Origin of the sequence: Eubacterium sp. SB2, assembly GCF_001244405.1 — a bacterium.
Classification (GTDB): Bacteria; Bacillota; Clostridia; order Lachnospirales; family Lachnospiraceae; genus Faecalicatena; species Faecalicatena contortus_B.
Genome location: NZ_LN865151.1, coordinates 70,498 through 89,721, shown reverse-complemented (window position 1 = coordinate 89,721; position 19,224 = coordinate 70,498). Strand labels below are relative to the sequence as shown.

At 44.9% G+C, this 19,224-nt stretch carries 26 protein-coding genes; 3 read left to right on the top strand and 23 right to left on the bottom strand.

The genetic code is table 11. The features are described 5' to 3' along the window. The first annotated feature begins 95 nt into the window (after window positions 1-95). Together BN1938_RS23845 and BN1938_RS05295 are read left to right on the top strand one after the other, a co-directional pair. The gene (locus BN1938_RS23845; protein ID WP_082202811.1) at window positions 96-413 is read left to right on the top strand and encodes a helix-turn-helix domain-containing protein; all 318 of its coding nucleotides are present in this window, start codon (window positions 96-98) and stop codon (window positions 411-413) included. Window positions 414-468: 55 nt separating this feature from the next. Then, window positions 469-939, top strand: coding sequence for a hypothetical protein (locus BN1938_RS05295; protein ID WP_050639603.1), 471 nt, complete (start codon window positions 469-471; stop codon window positions 937-939). Between the two features lie 54 nt (window positions 940-993). On the opposite strand, the gene BN1938_RS05290 is transcribed toward BN1938_RS05295, so the two are convergent. The 17 genes from BN1938_RS05290 to BN1938_RS05210 form a co-directional block, all read right to left on the bottom strand. Continuing rightward, a complete protein-coding gene (locus BN1938_RS05290) occupies window positions 994-1,287 on the bottom strand; it encodes a phage holin family protein (protein ID WP_050639602.1) in 294 nt (97 codons plus the stop codon). Window positions 1,288-1,291: 4 nt separating this feature from the next. Continuing rightward, complete coding sequence (locus tag BN1938_RS05285; RefSeq protein ID WP_050639601.1) at window positions 1,292-1,516, bottom strand: hypothetical protein; 225 nt, start codon at window positions 1,514-1,516, stop codon at window positions 1,292-1,294. 95 nt (window positions 1,517-1,611) lie between these two features. After that, window positions 1,612-2,208: a hypothetical protein gene (locus tag BN1938_RS05280; protein WP_050639600.1), complete on the bottom strand. Its 597-nt coding sequence runs from the start codon at window positions 2,206-2,208 to the stop codon at window positions 1,612-1,614. 11 nt (window positions 2,209-2,219) lie between these two features. Continuing rightward, window positions 2,220-2,768 carry a collagen-like domain-containing protein gene (locus BN1938_RS05275; RefSeq protein ID WP_050639599.1) on the bottom strand — a complete coding sequence of 183 codons (549 nt, stop codon included), beginning with the start codon at window positions 2,766-2,768 and terminating at the stop codon, window positions 2,220-2,222. Between the two features lie 13 nt (window positions 2,769-2,781). After that, window positions 2,782-3,543, bottom strand: coding sequence for a hypothetical protein (locus BN1938_RS05270; protein WP_050639598.1), 762 nt, complete (start codon window positions 3,541-3,543; stop codon window positions 2,782-2,784). A 13-nt stretch (window positions 3,544-3,556) separates the two neighbouring features. Next, window positions 3,557-4,000 carry an endolysin-like domain-containing protein gene (locus BN1938_RS05265; RefSeq protein WP_050639597.1) on the bottom strand — a complete coding sequence of 148 codons (444 nt, stop codon included), beginning with the start codon at window positions 3,998-4,000 and terminating at the stop codon, window positions 3,557-3,559. Next, window positions 4,001-5,809, bottom strand: a complete 1,809-nt coding sequence (locus BN1938_RS05260; RefSeq protein ID WP_050639596.1) for a phage tail spike protein — start codon at window positions 5,807-5,809, stop codon at window positions 4,001-4,003. It lies immediately after the preceding gene. 10 nt (window positions 5,810-5,819) lie between these two features. Continuing rightward, entirely contained in the window at window positions 5,820-6,482 is a 663-nt protein-coding gene (locus BN1938_RS05255) for a hypothetical protein (RefSeq protein WP_050639595.1), read from the bottom strand. A gap of 1 nt (window position 6,483) precedes the next feature. Further along, on the bottom strand, window positions 6,484-8,706 hold the full coding sequence (locus BN1938_RS05250) for a phage tail tape measure protein (RefSeq protein ID WP_050639594.1): 2,223 nt from the start codon (window positions 8,704-8,706) through the stop codon (window positions 6,484-6,486). Window positions 8,707-8,721: 15 nt separating this feature from the next. Further along, window positions 8,722-9,324, bottom strand: coding sequence for a Gp15 family bacteriophage protein (locus BN1938_RS05245; RefSeq protein ID WP_050639593.1), 603 nt, complete (start codon window positions 9,322-9,324; stop codon window positions 8,722-8,724). After that, entirely contained in the window at window positions 9,324-9,770 is a 447-nt protein-coding gene (locus BN1938_RS05240; RefSeq protein WP_050639592.1) for a hypothetical protein, read from the bottom strand. The genes BN1938_RS05245 and BN1938_RS05240 overlap by 1 nt, the downstream gene beginning before the upstream one ends. A gap of 38 nt (window positions 9,771-9,808) precedes the next feature. Further along, on the bottom strand, window positions 9,809-10,306 hold the full coding sequence (locus BN1938_RS05235) for a phage tail tube protein (RefSeq protein ID WP_050639591.1): 498 nt from the start codon (window positions 10,304-10,306) through the stop codon (window positions 9,809-9,811). Window positions 10,307-10,318: 12 nt separating this feature from the next. Then, entirely contained in the window at window positions 10,319-10,708 is a 390-nt protein-coding gene (locus tag BN1938_RS05230; protein WP_050639590.1) for a hypothetical protein, read from the bottom strand. A 33-nt stretch (window positions 10,709-10,741) separates the two neighbouring features. Continuing rightward, on the bottom strand, window positions 10,742-11,083 hold the full coding sequence (locus tag BN1938_RS05225) for a putative minor capsid protein (protein ID WP_050639589.1): 342 nt from the start codon (window positions 11,081-11,083) through the stop codon (window positions 10,742-10,744). Continuing rightward, the gene (locus tag BN1938_RS05220; RefSeq protein ID WP_050639588.1) at window positions 11,067-11,468 is read right to left on the bottom strand and encodes a head-tail connector protein; all 402 of its coding nucleotides are present in this window, start codon (window positions 11,466-11,468) and stop codon (window positions 11,067-11,069) included. Before BN1938_RS05220 ends, BN1938_RS05225 begins: the two co-directional genes overlap by 17 nt. A gap of 31 nt (window positions 11,469-11,499) precedes the next feature. Next, window positions 11,500-12,864 carry a phage portal protein gene (locus BN1938_RS05215; RefSeq protein ID WP_050639587.1) on the bottom strand — a complete coding sequence of 455 codons (1,365 nt, stop codon included), beginning with the start codon at window positions 12,862-12,864 and terminating at the stop codon, window positions 11,500-11,502. A 277-nt stretch (window positions 12,865-13,141) separates the two neighbouring features. Then, entirely contained in the window at window positions 13,142-13,540 is a 399-nt protein-coding gene (locus tag BN1938_RS05210; RefSeq protein ID WP_050639586.1) for an SRPBCC family protein, read from the bottom strand. Window positions 13,541-13,913: 373 nt separating this feature from the next. Here BN1938_RS05210 and BN1938_RS05205 point away from each other — a divergent pair, with 373 nt between their 5' ends. Further along, complete coding sequence (locus BN1938_RS05205) at window positions 13,914-14,264, top strand: hypothetical protein (protein WP_050639585.1); 351 nt, start codon at window positions 13,914-13,916, stop codon at window positions 14,262-14,264. A 115-nt stretch (window positions 14,265-14,379) separates the two neighbouring features. Here BN1938_RS05205 and BN1938_RS05200 read toward each other — a convergent pair whose 3' ends face one another. From BN1938_RS05200 to lepB, 6 genes are all read right to left on the bottom strand, one after another. Further along, the gene (locus BN1938_RS05200; RefSeq protein WP_050639584.1) at window positions 14,380-15,591 is read right to left on the bottom strand and encodes a metallophosphoesterase; all 1,212 of its coding nucleotides are present in this window, start codon (window positions 15,589-15,591) and stop codon (window positions 14,380-14,382) included. A 14-nt stretch (window positions 15,592-15,605) separates the two neighbouring features. Continuing rightward, on the bottom strand, window positions 15,606-16,496 hold the full coding sequence (locus BN1938_RS05195; protein WP_050639583.1) for a mechanosensitive ion channel family protein: 891 nt from the start codon (window positions 16,494-16,496) through the stop codon (window positions 15,606-15,608). 12 nt (window positions 16,497-16,508) lie between these two features. Then, window positions 16,509-17,369 carry a peptidoglycan editing factor PgeF gene (gene pgeF, locus BN1938_RS05190; protein ID WP_050640009.1) on the bottom strand — a complete coding sequence of 287 codons (861 nt, stop codon included), beginning with the start codon at window positions 17,367-17,369 and terminating at the stop codon, window positions 16,509-16,511. Window positions 17,370-17,383: 14 nt separating this feature from the next. Beyond that, window positions 17,384-17,746 (bottom strand): YraN family protein, encoded by a 363-nt coding sequence (locus tag BN1938_RS05185; protein ID WP_050639582.1) that lies wholly within the window; start codon window positions 17,744-17,746, stop codon window positions 17,384-17,386. 147 nt (window positions 17,747-17,893) lie between these two features. Then, a complete protein-coding gene (locus tag BN1938_RS05180; protein ID WP_050639581.1) occupies window positions 17,894-18,658 on the bottom strand; it encodes a ribonuclease HII in 765 nt (254 codons plus the stop codon). After that, window positions 18,651-19,196, bottom strand: coding sequence for a signal peptidase I (gene lepB / locus BN1938_RS05175; RefSeq protein WP_050639580.1), 546 nt, complete (start codon window positions 19,194-19,196; stop codon window positions 18,651-18,653). Before lepB ends, BN1938_RS05180 begins: the two co-directional genes overlap by 8 nt. Window positions 19,197-19,224 lie beyond the last annotated feature (28 nt).

Here is a 19,224-nt window from a genome sequence, read left to right as displayed (position 1 = left end):
ATACATTAAAGTTGAATTTATGTCAACTATTTAAATTGATTTTGTTGAGTTTAATTCAATTTTGTGGTATCCTTCTAATATACGGAGGTGTTAGAATGGAAACCATGTACGACAGAATCAAAAAATTAAGAAATAGCTTAGGATGGTCTCAGGAAGAGCTGGCAAAAAAAGTAGGCTACGCTGATAAGACATCCATTGCTAAAATTGAAGCAGGAAAGGTGGATCTTCCACAAAGCAAAATAGTGGCTTTTTCCAGGGCGCTCAGCACAACAACATCCTATCTGATGGATGGCGAAACAAAATCTCAGCCAACTACGATTGCGGCTCATTTGGACACAGAGGATCTGACTCAGGCTGAGCTGGATGATGTTGCCACTTATATTGAATTTTTAAGAAACAGAAGAAAGTTGTAAAGTCCTGTTTATTGTACATGTTTCTTTGTATAATGTAGAAACAGGAGTTGATAAAATGAATAAATACGAAAAATTATTAAACGAAGCCTATGAAGATGGAGTCAACGTTGATGAAGATTTTCCATTCGAGGGTAAGACTTCCGGTTTATATATAGATGGGAATATAGCACTTTCGAATAAACTGGAGACTTCGGTGGAAAAAAATTGTATCATCGCGGAGGAATTAGGCCATCATCACACAACAACAGGAGACATTCTGGATCCAACAGATGCATGGAACCGCAAACAGGAACGGCAGGCAAGGCTGTGGGCTTATAATAAGCGCATCGGTCTGCAGGGTCTCATCGACGCCTATGAACACGGCTGCCAGAACTGCCACGAGACGGCTGATTTTCTGGAAGTAACAGAACAGTTCCTGCAGGAATGTATCTCCAACTATACTGCTAAATATGGGGAAGGGATCGTGATCAACAATTATTACATCATGTTCATCCCTTATTTCGTTGTAGGAAAACTTGTAAAGTAAAAAGCGAAAGGAGAGCGGATACACCGCTCTCCCGATCTCCAGTAAGTCTTTGGATTATTCTTTCTTCCCTGCCTGTTTAACAATCTGATTCACATATGTACTTAGGCCTGCAACAAGTATTCCCTGCGTAACCGCTGTAAATACTGCCGTCGCCGCCTCCTGTCCGCCTGTAAGCGGGCTGCCCGCCAATACCCAGACGGCGCAAAGTACAATGCCCGCACCGCCCAATATCAGCGGAATAAATTTGTCCTTCACTGCTTGCGCACTCTTGAGCCCTAAACCAATAAAATAAAGTACAACAGCCACCACTAGCAATTCAGGTTTGACATAATTCATTATCTGCTCCATGTATTCACTCCTCTCTTTCCGCATAGAGCTCGTCCAGCCGGTGGTGTGCCGACTTTGTAGACTGCTCCACGATTATCATACGTTCCATTAGGTTATTATGTTTTTTAACTTTTTCTTCCAACTGCTCAATCCGGTATGTAGACAACTTATTCGCTGTCATGATTCCAGCTAAGCTGCCGACTAGTGTACCTATGAGTGAGCAGATGGCAACTGCGATCTCTGGTTCCATTTAAATGCTCCTTTATAATTCTGACTTCATATCACAAAGCACATAGATTTTCAATTTAAAACGATAAAAATTCCAGAATTTATACTCAACAACAATTATCTTACTCTTGCAATGAAGGTCTCATTGATATTTACACCTACGTTTGCTGCAACGGCTGCTGTAGCTTTATAGGTTACTTTACCGTCAGCATCAATGCATATCCGAAACAATCGACCTGTTGTCCCTGTTCCAAGTACGTATTTAATGATTGTATATGCAGGGCGATATGCTTCCGGCAGCGTACCAATTGTAAGCTCTGCGTCTATAGGGACATCTTTTGCCAGCAATCCAGCGCAATGTAGCTGTACAGTGCGCCCACTTACAATAACATTGGTTGTAGGGTAATAGGTGGATACAGTAAGATTAAAATTTGCAGTGTTCAAACTGCTATTCAGTTCATCTATACCAGTCTGCAGCGTTTTTCCCATTCTGCCATCAAGTACCGTATTTGCGGCTGTTGTTGTTGCGTTATTCGCGACAGAACAAAATGCAGCCGCCCCCAAATCTGCAAACCACTTTTTAATTTTCCCAAATATCACACTTCCCTTTTCTCCGCTTACGATATTAGTACGCGTCTCAGACTGGGTAAATGTAGCCTGGGAATCATTGATATCCCCCCGGACTTTACCGAGGTCAACTTCTCTGATTGCCATATCATCTCCTCCTATTCATAAGTAGCGATCAAATGTCCGCTTGCATTAATAGAAAACGTCGGAACAGCACCGGTATCCCCTTTCGGTCCCTGCGCTCCTGTGTCACCTTTAGGGCCTTGTGCGCCAGTAGCACCTTTTGCTCCTGTTGCGCCCGTATCGCCTTTTAGTCCCTGCGGCCCCTGAGGGCCGGTAGCACCGGTATCACCTTTTACGCCCTGCGCCCCTGTAGCGCCTTTGATATTCCCTGTTTTAGCCCAGCTTCCCGTGGATTTGCTGTAAATATCGTAATTCGCAGTGTTTAAAAAAAAGTCTCCCGTCTTCCCCTGCGTAGTTGGAGCCGTTGTTCCAAAAATCCAGGTTGCCCCATCAGCTCCCTTGGCCCCTGCAGCCCCCTGTGGGCCGGCGGCACCCGTTGCGCCCTTTGCGCCGGCTGGCCCCTGCGGGCCTGTTGCCCCAGTATCGCCTTTTGGCCCCTGCGGCCCTATCGCGCCTGTTGCGCCTGTTTCTCCTTTCGGTCCCTGGGGGCCTATTACGCTGCCTAAATCTATTGTCTGTGCCATAATCTTTTCCTCCTTATAATAAAGTGTAAATCAGCCGTCCATCCTGTATTGTTAATGGCGGCGCTGGTTCATTGTCATTGTGTCTGAGCATCAAATGCCCTGAATCGTTCACATACATTTCGAAAATCCCGGGTGACAAGGATGTCGACACCCCCGGCATTCCTCTGGGGATTGTAAAATCAAACACTGCATCTTTGGCAGTTCCTGAATTTCTGACAATGGCCGTTGTGCCCGGTTCACCTGTTATTGTATTGCCTGCATCTACTGTTGCTGAGAACTCTCCATTTTGAGCCTTTTGTTTCATCTCCTCTGTTGTCTTTTTTGACGATTCCGTTGCTTCCTTCGACTCATCTGTTGCCGTTTCTGCCTTTGCCGTTGCCATCTCCAGCTTTTCAATACATTCGTCTATAAATGAAGATCCATTTTCCGAATTCACCGGAATAGCTGATTTTGAAATTGTTAGCGGGTGATTAAACGTAAAAATGTTTTTCCCATTCAACATCAACTGCATCTGTAGAATAGATTCTCCAACTTCTGCGGTCATCTGTGTCGTCGTATTTACTGTAACAGAGTCTTCATTCACACTAACTACCCCTGCAGCCTGTATCGCTTTTCCTGACGGTTTCTGAATAAATACACTAGCAGTTGTGCCTGTCGGTATATCATAGTCTCTAAAATAAAAAATCAATGGAATTCCATTTGTTCCCTGAACCATCTCTATTGGTTCTTTGTATGTATTTGTAAGGACGTATACGTCCCGTTCCATGTTGTTCATAGTTTTCACCTCCTTATGCCGGGATCCATCGGACCAGAGTTATTCCTATGCCTTCCGGCCATCTCAGCACACAGTCCCATGGATTGTCATAGTACCCGTGCACGCTTGCTTCGTTGCCAGAGCTGTCTCCGCTTAAACCATCATAATCCGATGAAAATTCTGCAATCTGGTTGTCTCCAACATACATAGCAGTATGATTTACCTCATTAAGTAGGATATCACCAGGCTCTTTAGCGACATCCGCAGGTAACCTTTCCCAGCCTCTTGCACATAATTCTGCGCTCATGTTTCCTGTATATTGCGCTGCACCGGTATCAAAACCCGCGTTTCGCAATGCCGTTATAATGGAGCTGGCACAATCATAATCGTATGGCCCCCAACCGCCAAGCTGGTACCCATATGTATTATCATTGCACATATTCACCATATTCCGTATCGCCTGTCCCAAATCTGCCATTTAAAAACCTCCATTTTTTGAATTTCCACCGACTAACCGCCCTTTTTCAAACTCCAGGTAAGTTCCGTCTGAAAACTCTGCACGACCAGATATTGTTTCTCTATCATTTATTATAGCCCGTCCTTCTATTGTTTCCATTAGGTTCCCTCCCACCCAGTTAGTCTGTGTACCGTTGGTTCTTATAATTGTATCATTAACAGCGTCTACTATTACTTCTCTGCCTTCTACCTTCGTTGAATTTGTAGTTAAACTAATTTTCCCAATATCATCTCGTGTAGAAATCGTCATACCTTTATAAGCACCCTCATTAACAGCGTATATTTCAGCGGTTGGTTCATTATTTTTTCTCAGTATCAGATTTCCTGATGCTATTTCTACGCTTTGCTTATTGATTGGTGAGTACGAATGAAATCTTCCCTCTGAATATACACCATCTTTATTAAGTAAAACTATATTTTCGCCCTTTTCGTCTCGCACGACTATAACTCCGCTTTCGTTATTTTTTCCGCCAAGTTCAAGCGTTCCACCCCTGATTCTGTCCGCCAGCATCGTACCTGCTGTTATAAAGTCAGCGACAATAGTACCGTCAATCTTAATTGCAGGATTATAAGGACCGCTGTATCCGTGCGTGGATTGTTCAAGGCCATTCTGATTCCATCTCCACACATTTTTTGCAGTGACAAGATCCTGTGTATCCGTAATCACGAGCTCATAGGGAATACCGCTCTCGTCCTTATGCAATACTACATAACCACCATTCACTCCTGAAACCCAATCCGTTGCAGAGTCTATAGCATTGCGCATTACACTCCAAAAGCTGCTGTTCTGATTTGTTATTTCATTTTTAATATCTTTGACAGACTCTTGTATCTTAGGCACAGTGCTCGACAGAGTAACCACATTTTTCTCCGGGTAAAACGGATATTGCTGATATTCCACCACCTGATAGTATACGGAGGTTTTTTTAATATCATCAATCAGCCTAATTATTGAAAACAAAGAAAAATCTTGGAAGCTGTACATATCTGGATTCGTTTTTGCCAGATCTGCTACTGTACATTCATAAATTCGATCAGGTATAGATGCGGCATTCAGTTTTTTCTTCGCATCCTCCAGCAGATCCTTTTTTTCTTCATATCTATCATCCTGCCAATATGCACAAATGACTTTTTTCGAATACTGAAAGTTATCAATATACGGTTTTCCTTCATTAATACTGGCAAAAGAAATCCCATTTTTCCCATAGGCATAGAGCCTTGTGAAAAAAGATGTAGACTTTCCTTTATAGTTAATCTCTTTTAGATTCAAATCGCCTGATGCAAATGCACCAAGCGGTTTAAAATTATCAGTCTTATATGCCGTTATTTTTTTCCCCTTCACATCAAACCTAAAAGCCACATCATAAGTGTTTATACACTCCATTATAATTTCATAAGGAGTATACCCGCCCTCTATCTTACGCCTTTCTGTAGACTCCGACTGATCTATAAATGACCAGCCCTTAGGTAATACCTTGTTGATCGTTTCCCCCAGAGTTTTTGTTCCGTTAGAATATTTAGGATACAAATTTGCCTTCAGTTCATCCAGGTTAAGCTGACATTTTACTTTCACTGTTTGTGGTCCCGCATCTATAGCTTTTATCAGGTACGGCTGTTCATATTCGATTACTGTTTCTTCCATAATCTTAGGGTAGTTTTTATCAAAAACAGATATATTAAATATCAGTTCATCAATTCCAGATGCTTTCTGTATAATATAGAAAGCATCTGTGTCGATCATTACACCTCCGCTTGATACTAATTTAAGCATACAAAACCTCCTAAAAATATACTGGATAGTACCCGATTGTCAGGGTATCCTTACATTCAAAATAGTTTCTGCCGGGTACCAGAGCAGGCATTGTTACCCAGTCTGCTTTCTCTGCAGAATTCTTGCCATTGATTAGAATTCTCTTATTAATCCCATCAACCTTTATTAACTGTCCTTGTATCACATCTGGAAATGCAACAGTCCCCACTTTATAATTTTTACCGTTCTGACCTACCGTAACTTCCAGAATACAGTCCGTTCTGGGCAGCGTGCTTTCACAATAAACCGTATTCTTCTTAACTTCCCGATACCTCCCATGCCGAATCCCCTTAAATACATAAGTAACTTCGATCAGCTGACCAGAAGGAAATGATGCCTCCCCAATACTTTCCAGAAAAGCAAAATACATGAACCCGTCCCCAATAATGATATCGGAACGCCCAAAAGCTTCGTTCTCAAATTTAGATTTTTTCAGGGCTGCATCGTGACTGTCCTTCCCCTCAAATACAATAGGCAAGGTTAATGTCCCCAAATTATAATTATTCGCCAGAAGGGTAAAGCCCGACCTGTTCCTCCCCTGAAAATATTCATTTTCCAACTCGGGGGAAGTATAGGAATAATCCATACGGAGTTTTCCCCCGAATAAATATAATGGCTTATTATTAATCCACATCTTACATCTCCTCCCAACTTAGCTGTTCGCCCATCCACCAGGCTATTGCCCTGGCAGCTTCCCGGCCTTCTATGTTCACCGGAACCTCTATTCTGACCGGAGGCCCCGCTTTACTGGAAATGTTTACATCCACGGCATGCAATGCTGCCTCCATGGCCGGCATTCCGCTTACATTTAACTCCGTTGCAGCCAGCATTTTTTCTATCCCTGCCAGGCCGCCTAGCTGATGCAGCTTTTTGTTTTCTTCTGCGGTCAGCACTGCCTCTCCCCTGTGTAATAATGCCGGAAAATCATCCGATGGGACATAATCCATACCCACACGCAGTCTTGACAGTGTTGGAAGACTGAATGTCTTGCCGCCTGAAAACGGTATTTTAATGCTTCCGAGTCTGCCCGCCAGGTTATTCCATATATCAATGATATGATTTAGCGGAGTCTTGAAAATATCTCCTAATCCACCAACAATATCCCAAAAAATATTCTTTACATTTTCCCAGGCTCCCTGCCAGTTTCCAGTAAATACATTTTTCACAAAATCGATCAGACCACTGAAAATATTTTTAATATGCTCTGCCAAAGAAAAAACACTGTCTCCAAATAACGAAGAAAAAATGTTTTTAATATTCTCCCATGCCGCCTGCCAGTCTCCTGCAAACACATTCTTAACAAACTCACTAATATTTTGTATTGCTGTGACAATTTTCCCGGCTCCCTCTTCTACAACCGCTATGACTATAGCAAATACAATCTGAAACAGCGGTAAAAACTTTTCTTCCAAATTGTGCATTAATGGAGCAAGCGCAATTTCTATCAGCGCAATAAATATGTCTATTAACGGTGTCAGTGCATCACTAATTAATTCCATTATTGGTGACAAGAAGTCTCCGAACAACTTGATAATTGGCATCAGCACCTCCTGCACCAACGGCAGAACAGATTCAACCAACTCCATCATCAACGGAAGCAGCGCCTCCCCCAGAGGTATCATCAGCAGTTCAACACTCCGCTGCAATTCTCCGAACATGGATCCCAGATCGTCGGAATTCATTTCCTTCATCTGCCCCATCGCATCGGCCGTACCATAAACACCATCCTGTATTTCCGTCAGCTGTGCCACCGCTTCCGGCCCCAGTTCTTCCCACATGCTGCCGAATAACTCCATTCCCGCAGCATTCTGTTCCATCGGGTCTTCCATCCCGGCCAGGGCTTCCATGGTTTCTTCAAAGGCTTCCTTTGCGCTTTCTCCTCCGGCTGCAAATTTTTCCGTCATCTCGTCGGCGTTCAGCCCGATTGTCTCAAAGCTCTTCCTGGTCTCCTCTGAGCCCTCCAGTACACGGCTTGAAAATTCCCCCATGGCTTGACTAATGCTCTCCACACTCCAGGCCCCCGAGTCTGCACCTTTCTGGAATATGTTGAACATGTCATCCGCATCCAGTCCAATGCCTGAAAAACTTTCCGAATACTTGGATATACTTTCCAGCAGTTTTCCGGAAGAATTCAGATTTCCCTCATATCCGGCAGCAAGCAGATTCATCGCCTCTTCGCCCGATGTTCCGAACTGATCCATCATTACTTTGGCTGCCTTTGTGGTATCCTTAATCTCCAGTGCCCCGTTCGATACATCTTTCAACGTAAATGCCGATTCTGTGATACTCTGCAGGCTTACATCATCCATATCTCCCATGTTTGTTGTAACCTGTGCCATCGCATTTGCAATCTCATCAAAGCTCTGTCCATAATTATTGGCATATATATCTTCCAGGACACCCTGATACCGGTCCATTTCCTCGCTGCTCTTACCGGTTTGGATCATAAATCCATTCATCGCGCCGCGCATATCGTCTGCTGAGCCTAAAACAACTGCACCTACATCCAAAAAAGCGGATCCCATGTCGAATGCTAACTTTGCTGTACCGGTCATCCCCTCACTGAGACCGGCTATGCTTTTAAAAATAGGAGAAATACTGCCTGCGGCATCATCAAGAGAACTTTTTATCATTTTTCCTGTATTTTCTTTCAGGATAGTCTTAGGATCTTTCTTTTTTTCCTCGGTTTTCTTGTCAGCCTCGGCCATTTCTATGTAGTCTACATCAATAATGTCATCCTCTACATCAATTACTATATCCGGGGGTTTATATTCCACAATCTGATTCGGAAGTTTGTATTCAGCAATCTGATTCGATGGTTTCCATGGCACGATCTGCGCGTTTTCATCTACTGCCATATTTCTCACCTCCTTTTATTGTTTTGCCATACCCTCCAGTGCGGCGAAGAGTGCATCCAGCCCCCTCTGCCCTCCGTTTCCGCGCACTGGCAGAGCATAATAAGATTTCAGCTCCGAGAGTTCCTGGATTTGCTTCTGGTTCTTTCCATTGAACGGCGGCATCTCCATACTCCGGATCTTCATTACCCTTTTTATTTTTGTATCATCCGACAGGCCATCAAACAGAGCAATGAATTTACGCCACGATAGTTGTCCCTGCATGTCGATCAAATCCAACCCGTAATCCTGCATAAAGGAGGCGTAAATATACTCCCCGTCCTCCTCAAAATCCAGAATCGGAACCGGATTCTTCCTGATTTCAGGGCGTCTCTTCATGCTGATGCAGCGATTATAAATTTCGTTCAGAAGCTCTGCTTTTTCGTTAGCAGAAAACAGTTTCAGGTTCCACTCATTTTTCACAAGCATCTTAAGAGCAGTATCCAGTTTCTCCCACTCTGTCAGTTTTTCTTCACGAAAGAGCTGCTGTACCTCCAGCACAACATCAAAAGCAGGGATCACAAAGACAGCGGCCTTATCGGTAGGTATCCGGGTAGCGGGAATATCAGTCAGAAATCCCATCAGCCCACCTTCTTTTTTGAGAACCGCTTTTTCTTCCGGCTGTATTTCTCCAGTGCGTTCTTCCGGTTCTCCCGGGCCAGCTCTCTTACCTTGGGTACAACAATCTCGGTAATAAACGGCATCACTTCTGTTAGAATCTGGTTATAACGACTGCCGTAAAATTCGTAAATTATTTTTGTATTCCCGGCTCCGAATACGGACTCAATCATCGCCATTACCGCGTCGCCTAATTTTGTGTAAGCTTCTGTCAGGGATTCAGGGCTGGTGATATCAATTCCCTGTGCTTCGGCTCTAATACGCAGCAGCTCTACATACTTTTTACTCAGATTTTCCGCCACTTCATCCGGATCCAAATCCACATTCAGTGTATGAACAATGCTGCCTGCCTCGTCGACAAGCTCCAACTGTTCTATATAATGCTGGTTTCTTTTTGCCTGATATGCCATATCTTCTTCCTCCAAAAAAAGGAAGGCTTTACGCCTTCCTAAGCCTCCGTTTTTCCAATCACCGGTTTTCCATTTCCATGGATGGTGACAGTCAGCGCGTTCGGCTGATTGGAGTCCCCATAGCCCGGTGTAATGTTAGCCAGTGTTACAGGCCAGATAATCACATCGGAACCCTTCTGTAGTTTCAGGTGTGTCTTTCTGGCGCTTCCCAGCTCATACATTACTGCGTCGCTGAGAATATAGTCGCACGCAGGATCTCCCGGTTTTACATCGCCGGTCAGGGTCAGGGTCAGCTGTGCTCCCGTTACTTCTGTGCTGCCCCAGCCCTTATCTTTGTAATAGCTGGTCTGATAGAGTACTTCGTTCAGGGTCTGCGTCATATTCTTTGTCAGGGCTGCCAGAGACTCCCATTTTGCAGTCTCAGCATCCGGCGTTGTGTTGATAAATGCTTCTGTCTCATAGTTAATCTCTGGTGTAACTGTGTTTACCGGAAGTCCCGGTTCTGCAAATAACTGCATGTCATATTTTTCCATCATAATCTTTTCCTTTCAAAAATAAATTTTACAATTTAAAAGGCAGGAATAACGGTATGTTCCGTCTTCGTCCCTGCCTGTTTTACTAGGTTCCTCAACAACAGCTGTATCCAGCCAGGCGAATGTTTCACCATGGGGATATATTTTCAGCCGCTGCAGATAATCGCATATACTGCAGAGCCAGTCCATACACTGTTTCTGGCTCTTATGCCTGCTCATGAACATTGCCGGGATGACTTTGATCATCTGTTTATTATAGTAAACCGTATCCGTGGATCCCTGCCCCAATTCCACATATATGCCTTCATTTGCTCCCAGCTCCTTTAAGGATATCTCTGTACCCAGGCTGCAGTTTGCCTCTACTGTATTCAGCAATACATCCAAAAACTCTGTTTGCGGTGCCATTTTTTTGCCTCCTTCTCATTCATACCCGGAAGTTCAGGCATGTTTCATCAGTTCTATTTCATAATGGTGCAGGCGCTTTTCATCGTACATCGCCTCTACAGACCGGATCTTAAGTTTCTGTCCATTGAAAAAGATTACATCATCAACGGCAAATTTTATATCTTTTGGGAGACTGTTTTTACAATCATAAAATAAAGTGGCGGCCGACTGGATTTCCGCATTATTCTTATCGCGCACCATCTCCTCTGACGGTTCTATGCGCACGAATTGCAGATCCTGCTGGTTGGAAATCGCTGCCTCCGCCCAGCGTCCGGCGCTATCTTCCCTGGCATATAAAGCTGTATGGATGAGCAGTCTCTTAGGAATCGGACGCATGACTGCCACCTCCCCGGTATAGCAGCCCTGTGGCTGCTAAAATGCGCATCGCGCGGGGTGCATAAACCGCCGGCTGGCTTCTGCTGTCCTTCTCCCGGCCGCTGCTATATTTGAATTTCCCAAGCCGTGCGCTCTGCAGTTCAAATCCATGATCCAGTTCAGGTCCGCCATTGGCATCCAGATACTCAATCTGGGCGCAGACTGCCTTCTTTACAAGCTGCTGTATATGATCCGGCATAACCAGCATTGCCTCTGAAGTCAGACGGTACATGGTTATCTCTTCGACGATCTCCCCTGCCCGTTCGCAGAGGGCCTGGAATTCCGCATGCTCGACCGGCTCACCATGAAAAACTTCATGATAATATTGCTCTGTCACATATGGCATATTACCGCTCCTCCTTCCTTACTCGTGTACTTCATATAAGTACCTCCTTTTGTGGATTCGCAGCAATCAAAGCCAGTTCCTGCTCTGCCTCTTCCTTCGAGCACTTCATGATCTCACGAATCGCGGTCTGCTTTGACCTTAATCCCGCCTGTACCAGCCTGATATTTCTGTCAACGACTGTATCGGGATCCTCTAATACTGAATCATCAAAGTAAACCTGAACCTCAATCTCATCCGTGGCATTTTCTAAAAAGTGCAGACACTTGACCATTGCCCTAACGGCCATTTTTATGGGAATCCTATGTTTCTGCAGATTACGGTATAAATCTGTTTTATCCGCTATACTCCCCCTGTCCGCTTTTACCCTGCCGTCCTTTAATCTGTACCATCCGGCCCCCATGCCGCACTTCAGCGATAAAAGTTCCAGACATTTCTGAAGCCCCTGCTCGTGCTCGGTAATACGGATGTTCATATCCTGCTCTGTCAGCTTCAGGTCTCGTTCCTGCTCTCCCGGCATGGTAAAATAAACTGCGGCATTAGGGTCAAATACAGGCATTGCGCCCCCTTCGTTTTGTGTCTGCATCATCCTGGCGGCAGAATAGGGAACGAGAAGCCTTTTCCTACCCAAAATATACTCATTCATGTAACTGTCATAGATCAGGTCACAGCCTTCAATCAGGTCAATTGCATCCGCATAAACAGAACTTCCCATCGGGCTGTCAGGCTCCTGGGTGTTTACTATATTTGGAGTAATAATTTGAAACATCGGCATATTGCACCCTGTCGGAACGACTTCCTGCATACCTGTCGGAAGTTCGGCTGTTTCCCCGGTCACTACATCCAGGTATTTATTCTCTATGTAGTAAAGACTGCTGTTTTCTCCGCTTCCCGGCATCCCCTTCCTGTGAATCTGAAGATAAATGTAATCATTCCCATTTACAGTCCTGACTGAACCAAATGCACATTCTGTAATTTCTCCTCCATTCCAGGTAATCGGGCAGATCATATCGCCCCGAATGCAATCAAGCCGTATGTTTCCATCCGGATCCCGATACTCTGTAAATGCTCCTGTACCAAGTGCGAAGGACGTTTCTAACATGCGTTTTGCTCTGACTGTAAAGTGATTTTCTTCCAAAATCTGATTCAGCCGGCTGTCAAAACTCCCTGCCGTTACAGAGATCCCTTCATTCATCAGCAGATCTGCCCAGTCCTCACAGACTTTTTTTGCCAGCCCCAGCCTGCGGTATTTCAGCATACTCTCTGCAGCCCCTTCCGAAACCACAGGTCCGCCGGCATTCTGATACCAGGTAAGCCATTCGCCTATCTTGTCATACATCGAATCGCTGACAGTTCTGTAGGATGTTTGTGTTTGTAAATAATTTTGTATAACTCTCATTTTTCACCTCTCATTCTGCAATGTACAGGATATAAAATATCTGGTAATTTCTCGTTTATTAAATTGATGCTGGATTTTATCCACAAAAAAAGCACCCTGTTTCAGGATACTTGTTTGGCGGATTACATCGCGGCATATTTGAAAGGTCATGACTAAAAGCCCCCTAGGATCATAAAAATCGGCGCCGTATCAAAGGAGACATGTTAATGAGAAATACCTCGAACAATTCCTTGAACTGTTCTATAATTATAATAGCATATTGCTTTTGTTAATTGTGTTAGAGAGTGGAGACTGCCTTTTCAAGATCCGCAGCATAAGCAGACTGCTGTTTTTTCAGGTACGACTTGACAAAAGGCTTCATCATGAGTTTTTTGGCCGTGACATTTTCTGTGAAATCGATGGTGGTTATTCCGTTCGCGTACGTAAAAATGCCAATCCAGTGCCCGCTCATGTTGTCATTATCCATATCAAACTCCCATCGCCGGCAAGGCTCTGTATTTGTAATTGTAAAGGTTGTGGCATATCCCTCTTTTGTATATTCAATAAATCTGTTTTCGTCGATCACTTCTATCCTGTCCAGATCACTTCTCCATGAATAATTATCAAGTGAAGTTACGATATTCCATACTTTCTGGATCTCACATTGGAACGTTGCTTTCATATTTGAAATAGCCATGTTTGTTCTCCCTGTATTATTTAGTATCATCATTCAAAGATATTCATTTACTATTATCCCATCATTAACCGGTAACCATTTCTCTAACGAACCCTATTAGCTTGAATTAAACTTTCTATTTAACAGAATACATTAAAATGGTTGAACTATCAACATTAATCTTTAATCACATAGATTATCATTATTTACAATTTTCGTTTAATTTCGTATTGCAAATAATATCAGTTGGTTTATAATATATTTATACATATGTTTCATTTATAACAAGATGTTTGACTTATTGTAATTCACTTAACCGATGTTATGCTTAACTGCTTAACATAAAAATGTTACCTAAAGTTTATCACTGGAAGAGGAAAGAGAGGAACTAAAAATGAAAACATGGAAACTCGTATCTGGAATTTTGTCAATCATCATGTTTGTATTCGTAACATTTCAGTCTTGTGCAGCCGGTGTTGCTAATACACTGGACGCAACCGGAGAAGTAAGCGGATCAGCCGGATTAATTGTAGCTATCATGCTGCTGGCAGGTGGTATCATTTCCATTGTCACTAGGAAAGGGAGTAAAGGTGGAAATATCGCTCTAATCGTCATATTCGGTATTGGTGCTATATGCGGGTTTGCTTTGGCTGGCAGCTACGCTGACCTTAAGATCTGGGCAGGATGGTGCTTAATCTGTGCCATACTTGCTATTGTTTCACTCGTGAAAGGTAAGAAAGCTTGACCACATAATAACAACAACTAAATAAAAGAAAAAAGACAGGTTATTCTCTAAATAGCTTTTAAACCAAGTTTAAAAAATCACTTAAAGAATAACCTGTCTACTTTTATTAAATATGCTAATCCATGCCCGCCCATCTGTTAAACTCAACTCTCACCGTACAAATCTCCGCCTTAGTCCCTACTCTCATATAAGGCCCGAACACGCCGACTCCCGAGGTCACTATATTATGCATCTGCCCTTTCTGCAGATAACCATAAGGATTTTCCCACATCAGGCCGATTGCCAGATTACCAGGAAATGTCTGCCCATTATGCGTATGTCCGCACAGATCCATATCCACTCCCGCGCCGGCAAGCGCATCCAGTTCAGCCGGTTCATGGTCGATCACGATAATCGGCAGGCGCTTGTCCATGTCCGCCGTGATTTCTTCCGGAGTCTTCCGCTCTTTAATCCCCCTGCCGGGCCGGTGCAGATCCGGCCGCCCGTACAGATAAAAGCTGTCATCCACCAGCAGGCCCTCATCCTGCAGAAGTGTGATCCCCGCCTTTTCCAAAAAGGCATCCATACGGACATCACTTTCCTTCTTATCCCTCTTTCCTCCAAATGTAAAGCCAGCCAGAATCTTCTCCTCTATATCATGGTTTCCATAACATGCATAGGTTCCGTACCGGCTCCGAATCCCTTTTAAGATAGATATTAGGCGTTCAGGATCGTCCAGCGCCTCATACTCATTATCAAAAATATCCCCTGCAAGCACTACGATATCGGGTCTCTGCTCATTAATCCTCTCCACCATCTTCTCAATCTGGCTGCAGCCCACATTGTACCCCATATGCAAATCCGCTGCCAGCACAATCCTGAGCTCTTTCAGCCTTCCCGCATCTTTATTCACCGTAATATCATAATCCGTAGCCCGCACAATCCTGGCATTTACCGCTCCCGTTATACACAGAACAGCCGCCGCTGTAATACAAACAGCGCCGGTCACAGCAAGTCGCTTTCTGCCGGCCTCCTCAGACCCGGATAACCGCCCGAACCGCCGCAGGATCAGCCGGATCGCATCCGCCGCGCCAATCACAGGCAAGGAGTAAAGCATTACCCCCAGCCAGTAATTTCCGGTCAGCTTCAGCAGACGTCCCAGCTCCCCCAGCGGAAACAGAAATCCGGTCAGTACTGCCGTCGACAAAATGATATATACTGCGATCATAGCAGCCCGCACGCTTTTTCTGCCAAAATGGCTGCTGCAGGCCTTCATCCACCGCAGCAGCCATCTGAGCATATAAACATTCAGCAAAATATAAACAGGTGATAAAAAAACTGCCAGCATTTAGTCCAGCTCCTCTACTTTTCTTCCCCGTACATATGCACCGTCAGCTGATTATATGGTATCTCAATTCCTTCTCTGTCAAAAGTCAGCTTAATCTCCTCCAGCAGCCGCCATTTTGTGGGCCAGAACTCATCTGTTTTTACCCACGCACGCAGGCCCAGAATCACCGCGCTGTCCGCCAGAGAATCCACAAACACCTTGATATCCTCATCCTGCATAATCGCGTCATCCTTTGTCAGCAGCTCCTCCAGCAGCGCTTTCGCCTTTTTCAGATCGGCATGATAGGCGATCCCCACTTTCAGGTCCAGCTGACGCTCCGGCCTGGCGGTAACATTTGTCAGGCTGCTGTTCGCAAGCGTACCGTTTGGAATCACAATCGTCTTATTATCAACGGTAGACAGCTTTGTATAAAATATCTGAATCTCCTTTACGGTTCCCTCGTTTTTCCCTGTGTCCTCTATTATATAATCTCCTACCACAAAGGGCTTCAGCAAAAGGATCAGCACGCCTCCCGCAAAGTTGGATAAACTGCCCTGCAGCGCCAGGCCGATTGCGACACCGGCAGAAGCAATCAGTGCCGCTACAGAAGACGATTCCACGCCCAGCTTTGTAGCAATCGTAAAAATCAGCAGCGCATATAAACTGAATTTTAACAGAGAATCTACAAACTGGATGACGCCCTGGTCGGCGCTGGTGCGCTGCAGCGAATGCTTCACAATCCTTTGGATCCATCGAATTACCACACGCCCTGCCAGAAAGAATACAAATGCCAGAACGACTCTTATCCCAAATCCGATCAGCGCCGGAAGATGTTCCTGAAAATACTCGGCCACACGGTTCACTTCCCCTGTCACCTCTGCCGCCACTTCCTCCGCCGATTTCAAATCAGATGCTGCTAATATCATATTTAAGCCTCCTTATTCTGTCTTTTCCCTCAGGGCCAGAAAAGCACACAGGTTTCCCCGCTTATCTCCTGCCGTTCTGTGGGAATATAAGATTTCACTGTTGCAGTGTGTACACAGATTTGTCACCGCAATATGTTCCTGTTTTATCCCCGCCTCAAGAAAGACCAGCTCATTTGCCCTCCAGAGATTCAGCTGATATCTGCCGTTTTCTTTCCTGTAAAATAACTCTCCCCAGAATTCCTCTTTATAATGCAGTTTAAACTGTTCAATCACATCTTCGCTTACTTCATAACATTCCTGGCAAATCGACGGCCCTACCGCCGCCAGGATATCCGAAGGGTTGGAGCCATACTGTTCCTCCATCAGTTCTACCGTCACTTTGCCAATCTTGGATACAGTTCCTCTCCACCCTGAGTGGCTTAAGCCCACCGCCTTTCTCACCGGGTCCACAAAGTACAGCGGCACGCAGTCCGCAAAAAACGTAACCAGACATATACCGGGAACGTTTGTCACAAGCCCATCCACATCCGTATAACTTCTCTCCCGGGTTATCCCCATTCCGCGGTCTGCTTCCGTAACCACGCGGACATTTGCGGTATGAGTCTGCTGGGTGAATACCATGTTTTCACATTTTATCCCCATAGCTTCCCCAATCCTCCTGAAGTTTTCCCTCACAGATTCTTCTTTATCCCCTCTGGTAAAGCTCAAATTCAGCGAAGAATAGCACCCCTCACTGACGCCCCCCAGTCTGGTTGAAAATCCATGATGCACGATCCCCGTATTTTGAAACAACGGATATTCCAAATATGGAGTATCCGTCTCTATCTCTTGAAAAATCTTTTTCTGATCTTTATACTGCAGTCCTAAGCTCATATACTCCCTTTCTGTCATCCGCAAAAAGCATTCCGGATATGTGTAATCCTACCTCTTTCAATCCCGATCACATCAAACCTGCACGGTATCTCCGTAAGGCCATGCACCATCAGATAATGTGAGGCACAGCGGTAAATCACCCTCTGCTTCTTTGGGCCTACCGCCTCCAGTGGGCTGCCCTTCCCTGAATCCCGACGGTATTTCACCTCACAGAACACGAGATATTCCCCGTCTCTTGCGATCAGATCGATCTCTCCGATGCGGCAGCGGTAATTATATTCCAGAACTACATATCCCTGCTGCTCCAGATAGTATCCGACCGCCTTTTCATAGTCCGTGCCGGTTCTCCGGTTATTCTGCTTTTCTGCATATTTCATATTCTGTTACTACTGCAATTTCACGTTACTTTTCACGGCCTATGGGCCGTGCATAGTAACGATTCCACACTCTATTGCCAACACCTGCCATACCGTCTGTATTTGCGGTATGGCATTTCATCCTGTACCCAGAAAACACCACAAATCTTATTCTGAAACAAAGTTTTTTATAAAAGATACCCGATGAATCGGTGTCGGTCCCAATTTTTTCAAAGCCTCGATATGAGCAGCAGAGCCATATCCCTTATTCTCTGCGAACCCGTAACCGGGCAGGATCTTGTCATATTCTGCCATCAGCCGGTCTCTGGTCACTTTGGCGATGATACTTGCCGCGGCGATTGAAACGCTTTTGGCATCCCCCTTGATGATCGGTACCTGGGGAAGCGTGATTCCCGGTATGGTAACCGCATCATTCAAAAGAAGCGTGGGAGCCGTTTTCAGCTCCTGCACCGCTATGCGCATGGCTTCGTATGTAGCCTGGAGTATATTGATTTTATCAATGGTTGCGGGGCTGGCCATCCCGATCCCTGTGGCTACCGCTTTATCCAGAATCTCGTCGTAAAGCTCTTCTCTCTTTTTCGCTGAGAGCTTTTTAGAATCGTTGATATATAAGATTTCACAATCTTTGGGAAGGATCACTGCTCCCGCTACTACCGGGCCTGCCAGAGGTCCTCTGCCCACCTCGTCAATGCCGCAGATAAATGTATGTTCCTGATACTTCTTTTCATAGCATCTCATCTGCTCCAGACGGAATCGTTCTTCCTTCAGCTTTGCTTCCTGTTTTTTATACCTGGCAATCAGATTCTGTACCCCGCTGCGGGAATCCCCCTCATATTTTTCGTATAGTACCGATAATTCACGGGGCTCTGCCTGTTCAAACTCTAATTTAATACTGCGGATACTGTTACTCATGTTTGATCACCCCGAACCTGTCTAATGGCCATATGCGAATCCAGGCCCTTCCCAGCAGGTCTTTTCTATGCAGGACTCCTACACTGGCGTCACGGCTGTCCGCGCTGTGGTTCCGGTTATCTCCCAGTACAAAATACTCATCTTCTCCCAAAGTGATCGGATTCTCCGCAATCCCCGGATCCTGCATCTCTTCATTTCCATAGTGTTCATCAAGTTCTTCCCCGTCAACATACACACGGCCTCCCATCACCTGCACAGTCTCTCCCGGCAGTCCGATGATCCGTTTTATATAGTATGTATCCTCCTCATACTGATAAGGGAATACGATGATTTCATATCTCTTTGGTTCTCGAAAACGGAATGAGATCTTATCCACAATCAGATTATCTCCGTCCGACAGTGTCGTCTCCATAGAAGAGCCGCTGACACGTGTGCGCTGACCAACAAATGTAATAATCACATAGGTCAGCCCAACAATAATCAATATATACACGATCCAGCCAAGCAGTTCTCTTATGATGCTTCTTTCCTGGTCCATATCTTAACCTTCTTTCTGGCGTCTCTTT